The organism is Serratia sp. CoH_134_PS_4 (genome assembly GCF_058190535.1).
Genome location: NZ_JBXWKI010000011.1, coordinates 1 through 19,153, shown reverse-complemented (window position 1 = coordinate 19,153; position 19,153 = coordinate 1). Strand labels below are relative to the sequence as shown.

The 19,153-nt window shown below is 52.0% G+C and carries 20 protein-coding genes; 12 read left to right on the top strand and 8 right to left on the bottom strand.

Annotated features, from left to right (window positions below):
- The first annotated feature begins 145 nt into the window (after positions 1–145).
- The 8 genes from AC2FCQ_RS17135 to AC2FCQ_RS17100 all read left to right on the top strand — a co-directional run bounded on the left by AC2FCQ_RS17135 (position 146) and on the right by AC2FCQ_RS17100 (position 9,800).
- A complete protein-coding gene (locus tag AC2FCQ_RS17135) occupies positions 146–379 on the top strand; it encodes a glutaredoxin family protein (protein WP_404760858.1) in 234 nt (77 codons plus the stop codon).
- Positions 380–502: 123 nt separating this feature from the next.
- Positions 503–892, top strand: a complete 390-nt coding sequence (locus AC2FCQ_RS17130; RefSeq protein WP_490309070.1) for a VOC family protein — start codon at positions 503–505, stop codon at positions 890–892.
- An 89-nt stretch (positions 893–981) separates the two neighbouring features.
- Positions 982–2,520, top strand: coding sequence for a lysine decarboxylation/transport transcriptional activator CadC (gene cadC / locus AC2FCQ_RS17125; protein ID WP_490309069.1), 1,539 nt, complete (start codon positions 982–984; stop codon positions 2,518–2,520).
- Positions 2,521–2,890: 370 nt separating this feature from the next.
- A complete protein-coding gene (gene cadB / locus AC2FCQ_RS17120; RefSeq protein ID WP_209639909.1) occupies positions 2,891–4,234 on the top strand; it encodes a cadaverine/lysine antiporter in 1,344 nt (447 codons plus the stop codon).
- A gap of 87 nt (positions 4,235–4,321) precedes the next feature.
- Complete coding sequence (cadA, locus tag AC2FCQ_RS17115) at positions 4,322–6,463, top strand: lysine decarboxylase CadA (RefSeq protein ID WP_209639912.1); 2,142 nt, start codon at positions 4,322–4,324, stop codon at positions 6,461–6,463.
- A 64-nt stretch (positions 6,464–6,527) separates the two neighbouring features.
- Positions 6,528–7,976: a dipeptide permease DtpD gene (dtpD, locus tag AC2FCQ_RS17110; protein ID WP_209639915.1), complete on the top strand. Its 1,449-nt coding sequence runs from the start codon at positions 6,528–6,530 to the stop codon at positions 7,974–7,976.
- A 56-nt stretch (positions 7,977–8,032) separates the two neighbouring features.
- On the top strand, positions 8,033–9,343 hold the full coding sequence (gene tilS, locus AC2FCQ_RS17105; protein WP_490309068.1) for a tRNA lysidine(34) synthetase TilS: 1,311 nt from the start codon (positions 8,033–8,035) through the stop codon (positions 9,341–9,343).
- Between the two features lie 139 nt (positions 9,344–9,482).
- Positions 9,483–9,800: a c-type cytochrome gene (locus tag AC2FCQ_RS17100; RefSeq protein WP_209639922.1), complete on the top strand. Its 318-nt coding sequence runs from the start codon at positions 9,483–9,485 to the stop codon at positions 9,798–9,800.
- A gap of 63 nt (positions 9,801–9,863) precedes the next feature.
- On the opposite strand, the gene rof is transcribed toward AC2FCQ_RS17100, so the two are convergent.
- Both rof and AC2FCQ_RS17090 read right to left on the bottom strand, forming a co-directional pair.
- The gene (gene rof, locus AC2FCQ_RS17095; protein ID WP_004952197.1) at positions 9,864–10,121 is read right to left on the bottom strand and encodes a Rho-binding antiterminator; all 258 of its coding nucleotides are present in this window, start codon (positions 10,119–10,121) and stop codon (positions 9,864–9,866) included.
- Complete coding sequence (locus AC2FCQ_RS17090) at positions 10,114–10,314, bottom strand: YaeP family protein (protein WP_037426441.1); 201 nt, start codon at positions 10,312–10,314, stop codon at positions 10,114–10,116. Before AC2FCQ_RS17090 ends, rof begins: the two co-directional genes overlap by 8 nt.
- A 213-nt stretch (positions 10,315–10,527) precedes the next feature.
- Here AC2FCQ_RS17090 and AC2FCQ_RS17085 point away from each other — a divergent pair, with 213 nt between their 5' ends.
- The 3 genes from AC2FCQ_RS17085 (at position 10,528) to nlpE (ending at position 12,330) form a co-directional block, all read left to right on the top strand.
- Positions 10,528–11,076, top strand: a complete 549-nt coding sequence (locus tag AC2FCQ_RS17085; RefSeq protein WP_490309067.1) for a YaeQ family protein — start codon at positions 10,528–10,530, stop codon at positions 11,074–11,076.
- A gap of 3 nt (positions 11,077–11,079) precedes the next feature.
- Positions 11,080–11,493 (top strand): alternative ribosome rescue aminoacyl-tRNA hydrolase ArfB, encoded by a 414-nt coding sequence (arfB, locus tag AC2FCQ_RS17080; RefSeq protein ID WP_037426459.1) that lies wholly within the window; start codon positions 11,080–11,082, stop codon positions 11,491–11,493.
- 153 nt (positions 11,494–11,646) lie between these two features.
- A complete protein-coding gene (gene nlpE / locus AC2FCQ_RS17075; protein ID WP_037426436.1) occupies positions 11,647–12,330 on the top strand; it encodes an envelope stress response activation lipoprotein NlpE in 684 nt (227 codons plus the stop codon).
- A 52-nt stretch (positions 12,331–12,382) separates the two neighbouring features.
- On the opposite strand, the gene proS is transcribed toward nlpE, so the two are convergent.
- The 6 genes from proS to metN all read right to left on the bottom strand — a co-directional run bounded on the left by proS (position 12,383) and on the right by metN (position 18,255).
- Entirely contained in the window at positions 12,383–14,101 is a 1,719-nt protein-coding gene (gene proS / locus AC2FCQ_RS17070; RefSeq protein ID WP_490309066.1) for a proline--tRNA ligase, read from the bottom strand.
- Positions 14,102–14,212: 111 nt separating this feature from the next.
- Complete coding sequence (gene tsaA, locus AC2FCQ_RS17065) at positions 14,213–14,920, bottom strand: tRNA (N6-threonylcarbamoyladenosine(37)-N6)-methyltransferase TrmO (protein WP_209639930.1); 708 nt, start codon at positions 14,918–14,920, stop codon at positions 14,213–14,215.
- On the bottom strand, positions 14,917–15,321 hold the full coding sequence (gene rcsF, locus AC2FCQ_RS17060) for an Rcs stress response system protein RcsF (protein WP_209639933.1): 405 nt from the start codon (positions 15,319–15,321) through the stop codon (positions 14,917–14,919). The genes tsaA and rcsF overlap by 4 nt, the downstream gene beginning before the upstream one ends.
- 266 nt (positions 15,322–15,587) lie before the next feature.
- The gene (locus AC2FCQ_RS17055; RefSeq protein WP_037426426.1) at positions 15,588–16,403 is read right to left on the bottom strand and encodes a MetQ/NlpA family lipoprotein; all 816 of its coding nucleotides are present in this window, start codon (positions 16,401–16,403) and stop codon (positions 15,588–15,590) included.
- Positions 16,404–16,577: 174 nt separating this feature from the next.
- Positions 16,578–17,231 (bottom strand): methionine ABC transporter permease MetI, encoded by a 654-nt coding sequence (locus AC2FCQ_RS17050; protein WP_012146460.1) that lies wholly within the window; start codon positions 17,229–17,231, stop codon positions 16,578–16,580.
- Positions 17,224–18,255 carry a methionine ABC transporter ATP-binding protein MetN gene (metN, locus tag AC2FCQ_RS17045; protein ID WP_209639936.1) on the bottom strand — a complete coding sequence of 344 codons (1,032 nt, stop codon included), beginning with the start codon at positions 18,253–18,255 and terminating at the stop codon, positions 17,224–17,226. Before metN ends, AC2FCQ_RS17050 begins: the two co-directional genes overlap by 8 nt.
- 187 nt (positions 18,256–18,442) lie before the next feature.
- Between metN and gmhB the strand changes: the two genes are divergently transcribed.
- Complete coding sequence (gene gmhB / locus AC2FCQ_RS17040; protein WP_209639939.1) at positions 18,443–19,006, top strand: D-glycero-beta-D-manno-heptose 1,7-bisphosphate 7-phosphatase; 564 nt, start codon at positions 18,443–18,445, stop codon at positions 19,004–19,006.
- Positions 19,007–19,153 lie beyond the last annotated feature (147 nt).

Genomic DNA, 19,153 nt, shown 5'->3' with positions numbered 1-19,153 from the left:
GGATCCTCGTGAGCAGGCTAAAATAGTATCGACTAAAAACTATATTGACAAGCGGTGGCGATGGTTTTATTGTGCATTTGGTTTCGATTCGAAACCAAATGAGGTGCTATTTCACCTACAACAGTCAGAACCAAGGAGAATTATTATGACTAAAGCCGTTTTTTATCACGCCGGTTGTTCGGTTTGCGTCAGTGCAGAGCAGCAGTTATTGGGTCTATTGAGCCCAAATGTGCAGGTGGATGTGGTGCACCTGGGCGAAAAGCCAGCGCGCATCGCCGAAGCGGAAAAAGCGGGGGTGCAGAGCGTTCCTGCACTGGTGGTGGATGGACAGGTGTTGCACATCAACTACGGTGCGGCGTTGGCAGATCTTAAAGTCTGATCTACACATTGCGTTGCTGATGTATGAATGACAGCCCCGTCTTATGCTGCGGGGCTTTTTGCCGTTGACGTCACCAACGGTGCCAGATACCGTGCCTCATCAAACAGACAATGAGACATCACTATGTTGGCGATACGTCAGGTACATCACATCGCAGTTATCGGATCAAACTATGAGTCCAGTAAGCATTTCTACTGCGATATTCTTGGTTTTACCCTGTTGGACGAGTTTTACCGCGCGGAGCGTGATTCCTGGAAAGCGGATTTGGCGCTTAATGGGCAATACAGCATCGAACTGTTTTCCTTCCCGTCACCGCCGGCTCGGGTCAGCCGCCCAGAGGCCTGTGGTCTGCGCCATCTTGCATTCAGCGTCGATGACATCGAACAGGCGATCCGGCATTTGCAAAATGCCGGGGTGGTTTGTGAACCGGTGCGTGTCGATCCCTATACTCAGTCACGTTTCACTTTTTTCAGCGATCCTGATGGGCTGCCTCTAGAATTATATGAGCTATGAATGCTTAATCGGGGCGTATCGACGCAGGACGCGCCCTCATATGTTATTATCCCGCGCTTGCCGTACGCCCCTTTTGAGTTATTTTCACTATGCAAGAACCCGTTTTTCGCGTTGGTGAGTGGTTGGTTACTCCCGCAGACAATAAAATAAGCCGCGATGGACGCCAAATGGCGTTAGAACCGCGGTTAATCGATATGCTGCAATATTTCGCCCGGCACCCGGATGTGGTGTTAAGCCGCGATGAGCTGATCGATAACGTTTGGAAGCGCAATATCGTCACCAACCACGTGGTGACGCAGAGTATTTCCGAACTGCGTAAATACCTCAAAGACGGCGACAGCAACAGCCCGGAATACATTATAACCGTGCCCAAGCGCGGTTATAAATTGGCTGCGCCAGTCATGTGGTGTGAAGGGGAAGATGCAGCGTTACCGCGGGTGGCGGTAATTACCCACGAGCCGGAAGATGGTAGCGAAGATGACGGTGAAGACTATGAACCGCCAAAACCCACCGTGACAAAAACGCCACTGACGAAATCGAAGATACCTTTTTACCGTCAATCACCGTTCTGGGTGTGGCTGGCTTTCCTGGCGGCGTTGAGTGCCTGCGTGGTGTTTGTCGCCATTGCCACCTTGTCGCAGCGTATACCGGAATCCACCATGCCGGTATTGATGAATCCGCGCGATATTGATATCCGTATTCAGGGTGGCAACAGTTGCAGCAACTGGACGCCGCAGCTTTCTTATGTCGTCGGCTTAAGCGAAGTGGTGACAGATTCGCTGAATACTTATTCCACGTTCCTGGTGCACGATCAGACCAACTACAACTACACCGGGCCAAGCAGTTCGGGAAAATCGCTGACCATTGAATTCGTTAATCAACGCCATTATCGCGCGCAACAGTGCTTCCTGTCGGTACGGCTGGTGGACAACGCGGACAGCTCGATCATGTTGGATAAACGCTACTTTGTTACTGCGGATAACCAACTAAAAATTCAGGAAGACTTCCTTAGCAGCCTGTCGGTTGCACTCAATCAGCCGTGGCCACCCCAGTTGCAGCAGCGTCTTATGCGGCTCTTACCGAACTCCGGGCCGGCCTTGCAGCAGTATTATCAGGCACATCAATTGTTGATCCAGGGGGATATCGACTCTCTGACGCATGCCAGCAGCATGCTCGGTGAGATGGTAAAAGCCTCACCAGACTTTATTTATCTTTCTGCGGAAAAGGCGCTGGCGGATTTACTGCGTAACTCTTATCAACCCTTCGACAGCGCGCAGTTGGCACAATTGAGCTCGGAGATTGCTCGCCTGGACACGTTGCCTGCATTAAAAGACAGCCCCATTATTCAGCAAATTCATACGATACGGGCTTTGGGAGAGGGAAAAACGGATGAGGCTTATCAGGCGATAAATAAAGGCATTGAATTGCAGATGTCATGGATGAATTATGTGTTGCTCGGCAAAGTTTACGAAATGCAGGGGTATAACCGTTTGGCTGCAGACTCCTATATCACTGCATTTAATCTTCGCCCAGGAGAGAATACGCTGCATTGGATCCGTAATGCTGTCTTCCATACCTCAGTGAACACCGTGGTTCCTTACCTGGAAAACTACAACCCCAATAAATAATGCCTGCTGACTAACACCGCCCAAACGCATTGTCTGATGGGCGGTGTTATTTATTGTTTTTCATTTGTTAAATTAAATAAATACCTTGGTTGGAAATTTACGCCATAAAACTCCGGTTTGTTGTTATCGGATAACAAAGCTACTTGCATGTTTTAATTGAAAGTTTATCTTTTCTTGAGCATGTGTTTATCTCTTGATGTGTTAATGGAAAACCTCAATTTATCATTTGTATGATCATGAGCGTAATATCACTTTATCTTTAGGACTTTATTCCCGCCTGTCATTAGCATCCTGATTATCAAGTCGGGTCATTAGCAAAATTGCATAACGACCAAGACTTATAAGAAATCAAAATCAGGAGAAACTGACCATGGCTTCATCCAAGAAAATAGGGCTTATTGCCTGCACCGGCGTGGTCGCCGGTAATATGATGGGGAGCGGTATTGCTTTATTGCCCGCGAACCTGGCAAGTCTCGGTTCTATCGCTATCTGGGGGTGGATAATTTCCATTATTGGCGCGATGTCACTGGCTTATGTGTATGCGCGTCTGGCCACTAAAAATCCTCAGCAGGGCGGTCCTATTGCTTACGCGGGTGAAATTTCACCGGCATTTGGTTTCCAGACCGGCGTGCTTTATTACCATGCTAACTGGATCGGTAATTTGGCTATCGGCATTACCGCAGTTTCTTACCTCTCTACCTTCTTCCCTGCATTGAATAACCCGGTACCTGCAGGTATTGCCTGTATTGCTATCGTGTGGGTGTTTACCTTTATTAACCTTCTCGGCGGTTCTTGGGTCAGTCGTTTAACGACGCTGGGTTTGGTATTGGTGTTGATTCCGGTGGTTGTTACCGCTACTGCGGGTTGGCATTGGTTTGATGCTGCCACCTATCACGCTAACTGGAACACCTCCGGGACAACGGACATGCATGCCGTCGTCAAAAGTATCCTGTTGTGCCTGTGGGCGTTTATCGGCGTAGAGTCTGCCGCCGTGAGCACCGGCATGGTAAAAAACCCGAAACGTACCGTGCCACTGGCAACCATGCTGGGTACTGCACTGGCTGGGATTATCTATGTCGCTGCAACTCAGGTGATGAGCGGTATGTACCCTGCTTCTGAGATGGCGGCTTCCGGCGCACCGTTCGCCATCAGCGCCTCTACCATTATGGGCAGTTGGGCCGCACCAATGGTTTCTGCCTTCACCGCCTTTGCCTGCCTGACATCTCTGGGGTCGTGGATGATGCTGGTTGGCCAGGCTGGGGTACGTGCTGCCAACGACGGTAACTTCCCGAAAGTGTATGGCGAAATGGATAAAAACGGCATTCCTAAAAAAGGCCTGCTGTTGGCAAGCTGCAAAATGACCGCGCTGATGGTGCTGATTACTGCCATGAGTTCCGGTGGCGGTAAAGCTTCCGACCTGTTCGGGATGTTGACCGGTATTGCGGTGCTGCTGACCATGCTGCCGTACTTCTACTCTTGCGTAGACCTGATCCGCTTTGAAGGCGTCAATATACGTAACCTGCTGAGCCTGATTGCATCGATTCTGGGTTGTGGTTTCTGCTTCATCGCGCTGATGGGGGCTGACTCGTTCGAACTGTCCGGTACCTTCATCATCAGCCTGATCATTCTGATGTTCTATGCCCGCAAAATGAATACTCGCCAGACGGCTAAAGCCGTCGCTATCGACAGCAACACACCGGCTAAAGCGCACTAAGTACGCACTGACCCACCTCTAATTCAGCCCCTTGCAACAATTGCCATCCGCGATGGCAAGGGGCTCGCATTACCTGGAGAAATGATTATGAACGTTATTGCTATCATGAACCACATGGGTGTTTACTTCAAAGAAGAGCCCATCCGCGAACTGCACAACGCGTTAGAAAAACTGAATTTTCGTATCGTTTATCCGAACGATCGCGAAGACCTGCTCAAACTGATCGAGAACAATGCTCGGCTGTGTGGGGTCATCTTCGACTGGGATAAATACAACCTTGAGTTATGTGAAGAAATCAGCCAGCTGAATGAGTACATGCCGCTGTATGCATTTGCCAATAGCTATTCAACGCTGGATGTCAGCCTGAACGATTTACGCATGCAGGTGCGTTTCTTCGAGTATGCCTTGGGTGCCGCTAACGACATTGCTGACAAGATTAAACAAAACACCGATGAGTACGTCGATACCATTTTGCCTCCGCTGACCAAGGCGCTGTTCAAGTACGTGCGTGAAGGCAAATACACCTTCTGTACGCCTGGCCATATGGGCGGGACTGCTTTCCAGAAAAGCCCGGTGGGGAGTTTGTTCTATGATTTCTTTGGCCCGAACGCGATGAAATCCGACGTGTCGATTTCAGTCTCTGAACTGGGATCGCTGCTGGACCATTCCGGCCCGCATAAAGAAGCTGAAGAGTATATTGCTCGCGTATTCAACGCTGAACGCAGCTACATGGTGACTAACGGGACGTCTACCGCCAACAAAATTGTTGGTATGTACTCCGCACCTGCCGGAAGCACCGTACTGATAGACCGTAACTGCCATAAATCGCTGACCCATCTGATGATGATGAGCGACATTACGCCGATCTATTTCCGACCAACCCGTAATGCCTACGGCATCCTTGGCGGTATTCCGCAGAGCGAGTTTACCCGTGCCACTATCGCCAAACGCGTAAAAGAAACGCCAAACGCCACCTGGCCTGCACATGCGGTTATCACGAACTCGACTTACGACGGTTTGCTGTACAACACCGACTTCATTAAGAACACGCTGGATGTGAAATCTATCCACTTTGACTCTGCCTGGGTGCCTTACACCAATTTCCACCCGATTTACAAAGGCAAATGCGGCATGAGCGGTGGTCGTGTGGAAGGGAAGGTGATTTATGAAACGCAATCTACCCATAAATTGCTGGCGGCGTTCTCACAGGCTTCAATGATCCATGTGAAAGGTGACATTAACGAAGAAACCTTCAATGAAGCCTACATGATGCACACCACCACTTCACCGCACTACGGCATCGTGGCCTCTACCGAAACCGCAGCAGCAATGATGAAGGGCAATGCCGGTAAGCGCCTGATCAACGGTTCCATTGAGCGCGCTATCAAGTTCCGTAAAGAAATCAAACGCCTGAATGTGGAATCTGAAGGCTGGTTCTTTGATGTTTGGCAGCCAGAACACATCGACGAAGCGGAATGCTGGCCACTGCGTTCCGACAGTGCCTGGCATGGTTTCAAAGGCATTGATAACGAACATATGTACCTCGACCCAATCAAGGTCACCATGTTGACACCGGGGATGAGCAAAGATGGCCAAATGGAATCGTTTGGTATTCCTGCCAGCCTGGTTGCGAAATACCTTGATGAGCACGGCATCATTGTTGAGAAAACCGGTCCATATAACCTGTTGTTCTTGTTCAGCATCGGTATCGACAAAACCAAAGCTCTGAGTCTGTTGCGCGGTCTGACTGACTTCAAACGCTCGTTCGATCTGAACCTGCGGGTGAAAAACATGCTGCCTTCGCTGTACAAAGAAGCCCCAGAGTTCTATGAAAACATGCGGATCCAGGAGCTGGCTCAGAATATCCACAACCTGGTGAAACAGCATAACCTGCCGGACCTGATGTACCGCGCCTTTGAAGTGTTGCCAACTATGGTGATGAACCCGTTCAAAGCCTTCCAGAAGGAACTGCACGGCGAAGTAGAAGAGGTCTATTTGGAGGAGATGGTTGGCAAGGTGAATGCCAACATGATCCTGCCATATCCTCCGGGTGTTCCATTGGTTATGCCGGGTGAAATGCTGACGGAGGAAAGCCGTCCGGTGCTGGAGTTCCTGCAAATGCTGTGCGAAATCGGCGCGCATTACCCAGGCTTTGAAACTGATATCCACGGCGCGTACCGCCAGGCGGATGGACGTTACACCGTTAAAGTATTGAAAAACGATAAATAAGTGTAATAACAGGGGAGGCGTTCGCGCTTCCCCTTTGTCGTTCAACGACTGATGGGAGAAAACCATGAAAACACCCTCACAGCCGCGCGCAATCTACTATGTCGTAGCAATACAAATTTGGGAATATTTCAGCTTTTACGGCATGCGTGCGTTACTTATTCTCTATCTGACCCACCAACTTGGTTATTCCGACAGCCGCGCCATTAGCCTTTATAGCGCCTATGCTTCCCTGGTTTACGTTACGCCGATTCTTGGCGGCTTGCTTGCCGATCGCCTGCTTGGCAACCGTGTCGCCGTCATTGCCGGCGCGGTGCTGATGACCCTGGGCCATATCGTACTCGGGCTGAGCGCCGTCTCAACACATTCACTCTATCTGGCATTGGCGATCATCATCTGCGGCTATGGCCTGTTTAAATCCAATATCAGTTGCTTGCTGGGTGAGCTGTATCAGCCGCAGGATACGCGCCGTGAAGGGGGCTTCTCTCTGCTGTATGCCGCCGGTAACGTCGGCTCGATTCTGGCGCCGATCGCCTGTGGGTTGGCGGCGGAACGCTACGGGTGGCATGTAGGCTTTGCGCTTGCGGGTATCGGCATGTTGGCAGGGTTAACGATTTTCCTGTGCGGTAGCCGCCACTTTCGCCATACGCGTGGCGTGGATCCCGCTCAAATGTCGGCCACCACGTTACGGGTACCAAATTGGGTATGGCTGAGCGTCATGCTGCTGTTGGCTCCGTTGTTTTTCACCGCGTTGTTCATTTACGATTTGGCCGGACAATTACTGATGCTGGTGTGTGCTGCTGCCGTCGTGATGGTGATGCGGATCATGGCCCGGGCCACGGCGATACAGCGGCGCGGGTTGTGGCAGATTGTCACGTTGATGCTGTTGGGGACCTTATTCTGGGCTTTCGCCCAGCAAGGCGGCAGCTCCATTAGTTTATTTATCGACCACTATGTCGATCGCCAATGGTTCTCTTGGTCAGTACCGACCGCATTGTTCCAGTCGGTGAATGCTTTTGCCGTCATGTTTGGCGGTGTGATGCTGGCCTGGCTGGCAAGAGGAAATGGCAGCGGGAGCCGAACTCTGCGTATCTGGGGAAAATTCGCCTTCGGTTTGTTGCTGATTGGCGTGGGTTTTACCCTGATGGCACTGAACGCCCGTTACGGGCAAGGATCGATGGCGTTAATGATCGCCGGGCTTTCGGTTATGGGGCTCGCCGAACTGTTTATCGACCCTGTCGCGATGGCGCAAATTACGCGTCTGAATATTCCCGGCGCCACCGGGGTGCTGACCGGCATCTATATGCTGACCACCGGTTCGATAGCCAATTACCTGGCGGGCATTATCGCCGGCCAGACCGCTGACGACCCGGCAACAGGCGCGACAGCGCAAGCTTATGTCCACCTGTTTGCTCAAATTGGCTGGTGGGCGATGGGGTGCACTGCGGCAGTGGTTGCGGTGTTGGCCATGTGGTGGTTATTGGCGGGGCGGCATATCCGAGCGGTTAATGCTTGATTGATGGTATGACGGGGGTTAACGTGCAGCTATCTGGACGTCATTAAGCCTAATCAATGAAGAGTAATCAATTATCTGCACAGCTTGCCCGCCAATTGGGTGCAAACCGGCATCTGCTGGTGGCATTCAGCGGCGGGTTGGACTCCACCGTGCTGCTGCACCTGCTGGCCATGTTACGGCAGCAATTGCCGGAATTGCAGTTACGTGCGGTGCACGTACATCATGGCCTGAGTACTTTTGCCGATCGGTGGGCAGCGCATTGCCAGCAGCTATGCGCTGCCTGGCGATTGCCGCTGGTGGTTCAGCACGTGCAGGTTGACGGCAGCCAAGGCGGCATTGAAGCCGCCGCCCGAGCCGCGCGCTATGCGGCCTTCGCCAGCACGCTGGAGGCCGGTGAGGTCTTGCTTACCGCACAGCATCTTGATGACCAATGTGAAACCTTCCTGCTGGCGTTAAAACGTGGCAGTGGCCCGGCGGGCCTGTCGGCGATGGCTGCAGAGGCAACGCGGGGGGATCATAGTTTGCTGCGCCCGTTGTTGGGGATTTCACGCGAACAGTTGGAAGCCTACGCGCAGCAGCATAAACTCACCTGGGTTGACGACGACAGCAATCAGAACCCGCGCTTTGACCGTAATTTCCTGCGTCTTCAAGTGTTGCCGCTGCTGAATCAGCGCTGGCCGCATTTTGCAGCCGCAACGGCGCGTAGCGCCAGCTTGTGTGCCGAGCAAGAGCAGTTGCTGGACGAGTTATTGGCAGAGCAACTGCACGCGTTGCTGGATGAAGACAATGCGCTGGCTATTGAGGGTTTGCTGGCGTGTTCAGCAGCCCGGCGTTTTGCTGTGTTACGCCGTTGGATTGCGTCATTCGACGTTACCATGCCCTCACGTGAACAGCTGCAACGGCTATGGGAAGAGGTCGCACTCAGCCGCGACGATGCCGAACCGCAACTGCTACTGCGACAATATCAGATCCGCCGTTTCCGCCGGCGTTTATACCTGTTGCCGCTAATGGCCGATCTGCGGGATCTCAGCCTAAATTGGTCATTGGCAGAGCCACTCACATTGCCGGACGGATTAGGCACGTTGGTCAGTGGGGGGGGGGATATTTGCCTGCGGGCGCCACAGCCACAACAAAAAGTGAGCATACGTTTTGCTGCCCAAGGTAAACTCCGCATTCTTGGTAGAACGCATTCCCGGCCGATCAAAAAATTGTGGCAAGAGTTGGGGATTCCTCCCTGGCAGCGTGAGCGTATCCCGATGGTCTATTATGATGATCAACTTATCGCTGCGCTGGGGGTTTTTGTCTGCGAGGACGGTCAAATACCCGAAGGGCAACAGCCCCTGCGGTTGCACTGGCATAAAAAATAATAAGAGACCCAACCTACCTGACGTTGTCTTTTTGTTGGCGACCTGTATTTGCTCCAGTCACGTACGATTTGTACGTCCAGGGGGCGTTTGGTTGCCACCTCGATGCAACGCCAATGGTTTTGGGCATAGCGAAGGAGCAATGATGAAATTTGTGAGCGCAGTGGCGGTGATGTTGGGGTTGTGCAGCCTGCCAGCGATGGCTGCGGGCGATGCGGCGGCGGGTAAGGATAAATCTGCCAGTTGTATGGCGTGCCACGGTGCGGAAGGGAAGGTCTCCGTGCCCATGTACCCGAACCTGGCCGGGCAAAACGCCATGTATCTGGAGCATGCATTGCAGGCGTATAAAAAAGGCGAGCGTAATGGGGGGCAGGCAGAAGTGATGAAGGCCTACGTTTCAGCGCTGTCTGATGATGATATTGCCGATCTGGCGGCCTACTATGCCAGTCTTAAACCCTAGCAGAAGCCATAAAAGACGAGGGCAGCCGTTGGGCTGCCCTGTTGGGATGGCGTTACCGTTTAATCAGTCAGACAGGCTGACGACCACGGTACCGATTTCCGGATGACTGAAACTGAGGATATGATCCAGACGCAAGCTGAGAGCATTGCCGGCCTGATCGATAATCAGATACTCAACGCCCTTGGTAAACTTCAGCTCGGTGGCCTTGCCTTCGAGTTTTTCTCCGTCGCGTAACTCCAGCTTCAGAATGTAGTTATGCTGACAGGCGAGTTCCAGGCTTTCATAGTCATCGCAATTGATGGATTGGTACTCATCATTCATCAACATAGTCGCTCACCAATAAGTTAGCGGCGGCAAAGGCCGCCTGTTCCCTAACGGAGGACGGTAGCGCGTTATTCGCAGCAACTTCGTCCAATGCCTTTAATACACATGCTAACGCATCAGGCACGTAGCCGAGATCACCACTGCCGATCTCAGCGTAAAAACGGCGTACTAACTCACAGTATTGTTGCACAGTTTCCTCCCTTAAGAACCTCTGCGTCATCGAAGCCCTACAGCGATGAGGCGCAGGCTCTCGGAGCTTGACTCTATCCTAGACGACTATAGCACAGCTATTGTGGAGTTATTAGCACCTCCGCGTGGCTTTCGTGCCGTGCTTTTCCCGGCCGCGCTGGCAGCGGTTAGGCCAAATCTAGTACACTGTCGCCTTATAATTATGAGGTCACCCATGGCGCTGAAAGCTACAATTTATAAAGCCACGGTCAATATCGCTGATATGGATCGTCACTTCTACCACGACGCCACGCTCACCTTGGCCCAGCATCCTTCCGAAACTGAACAGCGCATGATGCTGCGTTTGCTGGCTTGGATCTGCCACGCGGATGAGCGTTTGGTATTTACTAAAGGCCTGAGCGCTGACGATGAGCCGGAAATCTGGCAGCGGAACGACCATAACGGGCTGGAAATGTGGATCGAAATGGGATTGCCTGATGAAAAGCGGATCAAGAAAGCCTGCAATCAGTCACCGCGGGTCGTGTTGTATGCTTACGGTGAACGCGCCGGCCATGTGTGGTGGCAGTCGATTCAGAGTAAGGTGGCAAACCACAAAAACCTAAGCATCCGTTTTCTGGATGATGAACAATTGGGCAAATTGGCCGCGCTGGCCAGTCGAAATATGACGCTACAGGCTACGCTGCAAGAGGGAACTATCTGGCTTTCTGACGTTCAGAATAGTCTGGAAATCCAGTTTGCCGAGTGGCAACAGGCACAGGTGTGATTGGTGTTAGAACTGTCAAGAAACGTAGCCATACCGGATAACGAGCTGGAATTAACGGCGATCCGTGCGCAGGGTGCGGGTGGTCAGCACGTGAACAAAACCTCAACGGCTATCCATTTGCGCTTTGACATCCGGGCATCCAGCCTGCCAGAGTATTACAAGGAAAGATTGCTGGCCCTGAATAATCATTTAATTACCGCTGATGGCGTCGTGATTATTAAAGCGCAGGAATATCGCAGCCAGGAATTAAACCGCGAGTCGGCGCTGGCCAGGTTGGTCGCGCTAATTCAGCAGGCGATGGTGGTGGAAAAGGCGCGCAAAGCGACCAAGCCCACGAAAGGATCAAAATTACGCCGGCTGGAAGGCAAGGTACGTAAAGGCGCAACTAAAGCGCTGCGCGGTAAGATCCGCACTTAAGGATACATACACCCAATATAATTGGCGTTGCACCGAGTCGGCCAGTGAACGAATTCCAATGCGCTTGCGTGGTAAGTGATTCGGATAAGGGAGCACTGGCAACTCAGAGGCAGCGGCAAGAATAAAGGATATAAACACAGTAGGAGAATAACTGTGAAGAAAATAACACTGGCCTTGTTTTTAGCGGCAGGGGCACTTTCGTTACTGGGATGTAATAACCACTACCAGCCGAAAGAACAACCACTTCAGGCGATGCAACAAAGCTACCAAGGCATTCTGCCTTGCGCTGATTGTGGTGGCCTGGATACCTCGTTGTTCCTGGATAAAGATGGCACTTTCGTGTTGCAGGAAACTTACCGCGGTACCAAAGATGGCGATCAAACCTTTGCTGATTACGGCAAGTGGGCGCGTACAGCGGATAAGTTGGTGCTGACTGACAGCCGTGGTGATAAACGCTATTTCCGTCCGGTTGGTAAAAGCCTGGAAATGCTGGATCAAACCGGTGCTGTGATTGAGTCTCAGCTGAATTACCGTCTCGATCCCGTAGAGAAGGCACTGCCTAAGACACCGATGTCGCTGAAAGGCAGTTACACCTATATGGCAGATGCGGCAGTATTTAAAGACTGCGCCACAGGCCAGACTTTCCCGGTTGATAATACTATCGCCCTGGAGCAAGGTTATGCCAAAGCCTATAAAACCCCGGGTGAGCCGGTGTTCCTGACCCTGAATGGTCACTTCAGCGTTCAGCCTTCAATGGAAGATGGCTTAACGGAGAAAGCGCTGGTGCCTGACGGCAAAATTGCTTTCGACCGCAGCAAAAATTGCGACAGTAAATAAGCGTCATAAAAAAACCCGCCTCGGCGGGTTTTTTGTTTTCAGCTGTCGCGGATTAGCGCGTGATCTGGCCTAACAGGAAATCAACGATTTCACCGGTTTTGATCATGCGTTTCTCGCCGACGCGGCGGTTTTTGTACTCAATCTCTTCGGTGTCGAGGTTACGATCGCCGATAACAATAGAGTGCGGTACGCCAATCAGTTCCATATCAGCAAACATCACGCCTGGACGCTCTTTACGGTCATCAAGGATCACGTCGATGCCGTGTGAACGCAGGGTGTTGTACAGATCTTCCGCCAGCGCTTGCACGCGGAAAGATTTGTGCATGTTCATTGGCAGAATCGCCACCTGGAATGGAGCGATAGCATCTGGCCAGATGATGCCGCGTTCGTCATGGTTTTGCTCGATAGCCGCAGCCACAACACGGGTCACCCCGATGCCGTAACAACCCATGGTCAGCACTTGGTTACGACCGTCTTCACCCTGAACCGTGGCTTTCATCGCTTCAGAGTATTTGGTACCGAGCTGGAAGATATGGCCCACTTCGATACCGCGTTTGATCAACAGCGTACCTTTACCGTCCGGGCTGGCATCGCCTTCCACAACGTTACGGATATCGGCAACCTGCGGCAGCGGCAGATCGCGCTCCCAGTTGATACCGAAGTAGTGCTTACCGTCGATGTTGGCACCGGCACCAAAATCACTCATTGCCGCTACGCTGCGATCGGCCACGACAGGAACCTGCAGATTAACTGGGCCAAGAGAACCAGGGCCAGCGCCGATGATGGCGCGGATTTCTTCTTCGGTGGCGAAGACCAACGGAGCAGCAACCTGCGGCAGTTTTTCGGCTTTAATTTCGTTCAGTTCATGATCGCCGCGAACCAGCAGGGCAACCAACTTGTGGCCGCTTTCTTCTTTAGCACGCACCAGCAGCGTTTTGACGGTTTTCTCTACCGGCAAATTGAATTGCTCTACCAGCTCGGCAATAGTTTTGGCGTTTGGCGTATCCACAATGCGCAGTTCTTCACTGGCTGCAGCACGCGGATCCGCAGGGGCAACGGCTTCGGCCAGTTCAATGTTGGCGGCAAAGTCGGACCCGGTGGAAAACACGATATCGTCTTCACCGCTGTCAGCCAGCACCTGGAACTCGTGTGATGCGCTACCGCCAATAGAACCGGTATCGGCATGTACCGGACGGAAGTCCAGGCCCATGCGGCTGAAGATTTTGCTGTAGGCTTCGTACATCGCATCGTAGGTCGCTTGCAGCGATTCCTGCGTGGTGTGGAACGAATACGCGTCCTTCATCAGGAATTCGCGAGAGCGCATCACACCAAAACGTGGGCGCACTTCATCACGGAACTTGGTCTGAATCTGGAAGAAGTTCAGCGGCAGCTGTTTGTAAGAGCTGATCTCGTTACGGATCAGATCGGTGATCACTTCTTCGTGCGTTGGACCCAGTACGAACGGGCGCTCGCCGCGATCGACAAAACGCAACAGTTCAGGACCGTACTGTTCCCAACGGCCACTTTCCTGCCACAAGTCGGCAGGCTGTACCACCGGCATACATACTTCGATCGCGTTAGCATTGTTCATTTCTTCGCGAACGATGTTTTCAACCTTTTTCAGAACGCGCAGACCGGTTGGCAACCAGGTATAAAGACCCGAGGCCAGTTTGCGAATCATCCCGGCGCGCAGCATCAGCTGGTGGCTGATCACTTCGGCATCGGCAGGTGTCTCCTTCAGGGTGGAGAGCAGATATTGGCTAGTACGCATGGTGTTTTGGTTCCGTTAGAACTGCAAATTGCATTGGGTAGCCACAGTGGCGGCCAAAAGTGGTTTAGTTTACCAGTGCAAGCGGGTTGTCAAAAGAGAGACGATGGATTTTTAACGCAGGTCGAGAGACAGCACCTCGGTTTGTTGATCCACGACCCGCCAGCGTACGTTGAAATCCAGTAACCAGACCGCGTAATCCCGTTCCACTTCTTGCCCCTTACGGTAGGCTGGACGTGGATCTTGAGCCAGAACCTGAGTGATAAAGCGCCGTAACTGCGGGTAGCGTGTTTGATGTTGCTGTAGCTGCTGTTCCGCTTCAGGGGCAAAAAACACGGGCATATCACCGGCTGGCGCTGACTGAGCAAATCCGGCACGCGCCTGTGGCTGGCTTTCGGCAAAGGGCAGGTAGGGTTTGATATCCACCACTGGCGTACCATCAACCAGATCGAGGCTGCCCAATTCAAGCACGACGTCGCTGCCCTGAGTGCGCACATTTTTTAATTCAATCAGCGACATACCGAGCGGGTTCGGACGGAAAGTCGAACGGGTCGCGAATACTCCCATCCGGGCATTGCCGCCGAGGCGGGGTGGGCGGACGGTTGGCCGCCAGCCGCCTTCCATGGTTTGATGGAAAATAAACATCACCCAAAGATGGCTGAACTCACTGAGACCGCGTACTGCTTCCGCCTGATTATAGGGCGGCAGCAGCACTAACTCACCGCCACCATCTTCCACCAACCCCGGCTGACGGGGTACGGCGAATTTTTCTTTATACGGTGAACGGATGGTTCCGATCTGATTGAAAACAAACTCGGTCATTTGGACGAAACGTTAAGCGCTGAGCCTTGGCAAATGGCCTGTTGGTAACAGCCGGCAACGCCACTGACAATTTGGCAGTCGTGCAATAGCACGGCATTTGCTTTCATATAAGAAGCGCGGATTTGCATGCGTTTACGGGCTGTCGCCAGATTAGGTGGAGAATCCTGCACCGTCGTTTGGCAAGACTCGCCGGAAACTTCACCCAGATCGCGGAATGGCTTACCGACTAACTCTTCTGCACTTTTATACAGTTTAACCGGCGCGGGACGTGCCGCCGAGGTCGTTTTCGTTGGCGTTGTTGCTACCGGTTTGCTGGTGCTGTTTGTTGAGGGGGGCGCGAAACGCTGCGACGAACACCCTGCTAGCGCAAGCGCTAACAAACAGAGAGGTAAAGCACGCATTGAGATTCCTCTGCCTTGATGGAATATAGAAGTGGCGCTATTGAAGCAATCTATCGTGGAAATAACAAGACGGGCCGGAGCCCGTCTAGATTTCTGACAAACACCCGAAAAACGTGGTTTTCGGATGTTTGGGGTAATGTAGAAAATATAATCCTTTGTTTTTATTAGTACTAAATGACTGCATCAGTCGCAAAGGATTTGATTAACAGTGTCAGACGGGCCGAAGCCCGTCTTGCAATTATAGGAATAAAATCGGTAATGAATAATTACCAACCTTTAACTGCACCACCGTTAAAGATCTTGTTGGCCGCTTCGTTCACTTCGTCAGATTGGTAAGCCTGAACGAATTTCTTCACGTTTTCCGCGTCTTTGTTATCTTCGCGGGCAACCAGCAGGTTCACATACGGCGAGTCTTTGCCTTCAACGAACAGGCCGTCTTTCGCTGGGGTCAGGCCAATCTGGCTGGCGTAAGTGGTATTGATTACCGCCAGTGCGATTTGCTGATCATCGAGTGAACGTGGCAACTGTGGTGCTTCCAGCTCGACCAGCTTCAGGTTTTTCGGGTTCTCAGTTACGTCCAGCACGGTCGGCAGCAGGCCAACACCGTCTTTCAGTTTGATCAGGTTAACCTTCTGCAGCAGCAGCAGGGAACGGCCCAGGTTCGTTGGGTCATTAGGCAAGGCAACCTGAGAACCGTCTTTCAGTTCGTCCAGAGATTTGATTTTCTTGGAGTAACCGGCAATCGGATAAACGAAGGTATTGCCGACTGCGACCAGTTTGTAGCCGCGATCCTTGATTTGCTGGTCCAGATAAGGTTTGTGCTGGAAGGCGTTCAGATCGATGTCACCTTTGCTCAGCGCTTCGTTTGGCAGCACGTAGTCATTGAACGTTACCAGCTCGACGTCCAGACCGTATTTCTCTTTCGCCACTTTTTGCGCGATTTCGGCGACCTGCTGTTCAGCACCGACAATGACGCCGACTTTAATATGGTTCGGATCTTTTTCTTCTTGACCACAGCCTACCAGAGCCAGAGTACCGATCAGTGCGCCGATTGCTGCGATGGATTTAAATTTTAACGACATATCCCTTCCTCATTAGACTCGCATTTGAAATACGCTTTACCCTTTATCTTTCAAAGCCCAGCGTTGTTGGCTGTGTACGCTCACCCCAATTACTGTTCATGGGGACTCGCTTACTTGCCGACTGGCCAGGTTCTGAAATCTATCGGGTAGATATCAGCGCAGTTGCTGTAAAAACTACTTATGGGTGACGGCCTTGACGATCCGGTCACCGAAGAACTGAATCAGATAAACCAGCACCACTAGTAATACTAATACGGTATTCATTACTGTGGCGTTATAACCGATATAACCGTACTGATAACCAATCTGCCCCAGCCCACCTGCGCCAACAGCGCCGCCCATGGCGGAATAACCCACCAGAGTGATCAAGGTAATGGTGGCGGCGTTAACCAAACCCGGCAGGGCTTCTGGTAACAACACCTTTTTAATGATTTGCATCGGGGTTGCGCCCATCGCACGGGCCGCTTCCACCAAGCCAGAGGGGATTTCCAACAGCGCGTTCTCTACCATACGGGCAATAAAGGGGGCAGCGCCTACGGTCAGTGGCACGATGGCCGCTTGCAGGCCAATCGACGTACCGACGATCAAACGAGTAAATGGAATCATCCACACCAACAGAATAATGAAGGGGATGGAACGGAAAACGTTCACTAACCCAGACAGTGTTCTATATAGCGTATTGTTGGCGGCGATTTGCCCCGGACGAGTCACATACAGCAGCACGCCAACCGGCAGGCCGAGTACGAAACCGAAAAAGCCGGAGACAAAGGTCATCATGACGGTTTCCCACACGCCACGAGCCATTAACCACATCATTGCCTCAGACATAACCCAGAACCTCTACTTTTACCTGATTTTCCTGCAGGAACTTAATCGTTGCCAATGCGTCTTCATCACTGCCGTGGAGCTCAGCGAGCATCACGCCAAATTTGACGCCACCGGCATAGTCCATCTGCGCACTGATGATGTTGTTATTCACGTTGAAACGGCGGGCAGCTTCTGACAGCAGCGGCGCATCAACTGACTGGCCGGTGAATTCCAGACGTAATAGTGGCTGACGGCCACCACTGCGTTCAGGCGCCAGGCGCTTGGCATAGTCATCCGGGATATCCAGGTGCAGCGTGGATTGAATGAACTGCTGGGCCAGCGGGGTTTTCGGGTGCGAGAACACTTCGCTGACACTGTCTTTTTCAATGAGTTGGCCCTGGCTGATAACCGCAACCTGATCACAGATGCGTTTTACCACGTCCATTTCATGGGTGATCAGCAAAATAGTCAGACCAAGACGACGGTTAATGTCTTTCAACAGTTCCAGAATTGAACGTGTGGTGGCCGGGTCCAGGGCGCTGGTGGCTTCATCACACAACAGAACTTTAGGTTGGCTTGCCAATGCACGGGCAATTGCCACGCGTTGCTTCTGGCCGCCTGACAGGTTAGCCGGATAGGCATCATGCTTATCTGACAAACCGACCAGTTCCAACAGTTCGGTCACGCGTTTTTTGATTTCAGCGCGCGGGGTGTTATCCAGCTCGAGCGGCAAAGCAACGTTGCCGAACACGGTACGGGAAGACAGCAGGTTAAAGTGTTGGAAAATCATGCCAATCTGACGGCGTGCGCGCGTCAGTTCGCTTTCAGACAGCGACGTCAGATCCTGTCCGTCGACCAGCACCTGGCCCGAGGTTGGGCGCTCAAGCATATTGGCGCAGCGGATCAAGGTACTTTTACCGGCGCCTGATGCACCGATAACGCCATAAATTTGCCCGGCAGGGACGTGAAGAGTCACGTCAGAGAGCGCGTTAATCGTGCGCGAACCCTGCTGGAACACTTTGGTGATGTTAGAAAGTTTAATCATATTCTTCTTATTTTAGCGTGGTTGCCCGTGGCTAGATAAAAGTAAACCTTGGCGTGGACCAAGGTATGACTCAGATGTTAAGGCGTCTAGACGTCTAAGTCAACGATCAACGCTGTTCTCTTCCGTTCTCAGCATTGGGTAAAACATGCGATACTGTGCACGTTTTCAGGCCCTCAGGAGCAAACCGGTGACACAAAGCGTTCCAGCAATTTTCCTCGATCGTGATGGCACGATTAATGTCGACCATGGCTACGTCCATGAAATCGATAATTTCCACTTTATTGATGGCGTGATTGACGCCTGTCGCGAACTTAAAAAGATGGGCTTTGCTTTGGTATTGGTGACTAACCAGTCTGGCATCGCACGCGGTAAGTTCAGCGAAGACCAGTTTATGTACCTGACTGAATGGATGGACTGGTCGTTAGCCGATCGTGATGTTGATCTGGATGGCATCTATTTCTGTCCACATCATCCAGAAGCAGTAATAGAAGAGTTCCGCCAAGTGTGCGATTGCCGCAAGCCTCAACCTGGCATGTTGTTGCAGGCGCAGCAGGAATTGAACATTGATATGGCTGCTTCTTATATGGTTGGCGACAAACTGGAAGATATGCAGGCGGCAATGGCGGCGGGTGTTGGCACAAAAGTACTGGTGCGTACCGGCAAGCCAGTCACTGAAGAAGGCGAGAAACTGGCAGATTGGGTGTTAAACAGCCTGGCAGACCTGCCGGAAGCCATTAAAAAGCGGGTTTAGTAGACGTTATGCATGAATAGTGAGCGGTCAGATAAAAAGTGAATATTAATCCTTGTCATTCTGAGCCGGCTCCCTATAATGCGCCTCCATCGACACGGAACATGTGAACAACTTCACAGAGTCTCCGGGGTTCGAAGAGAAAAAATC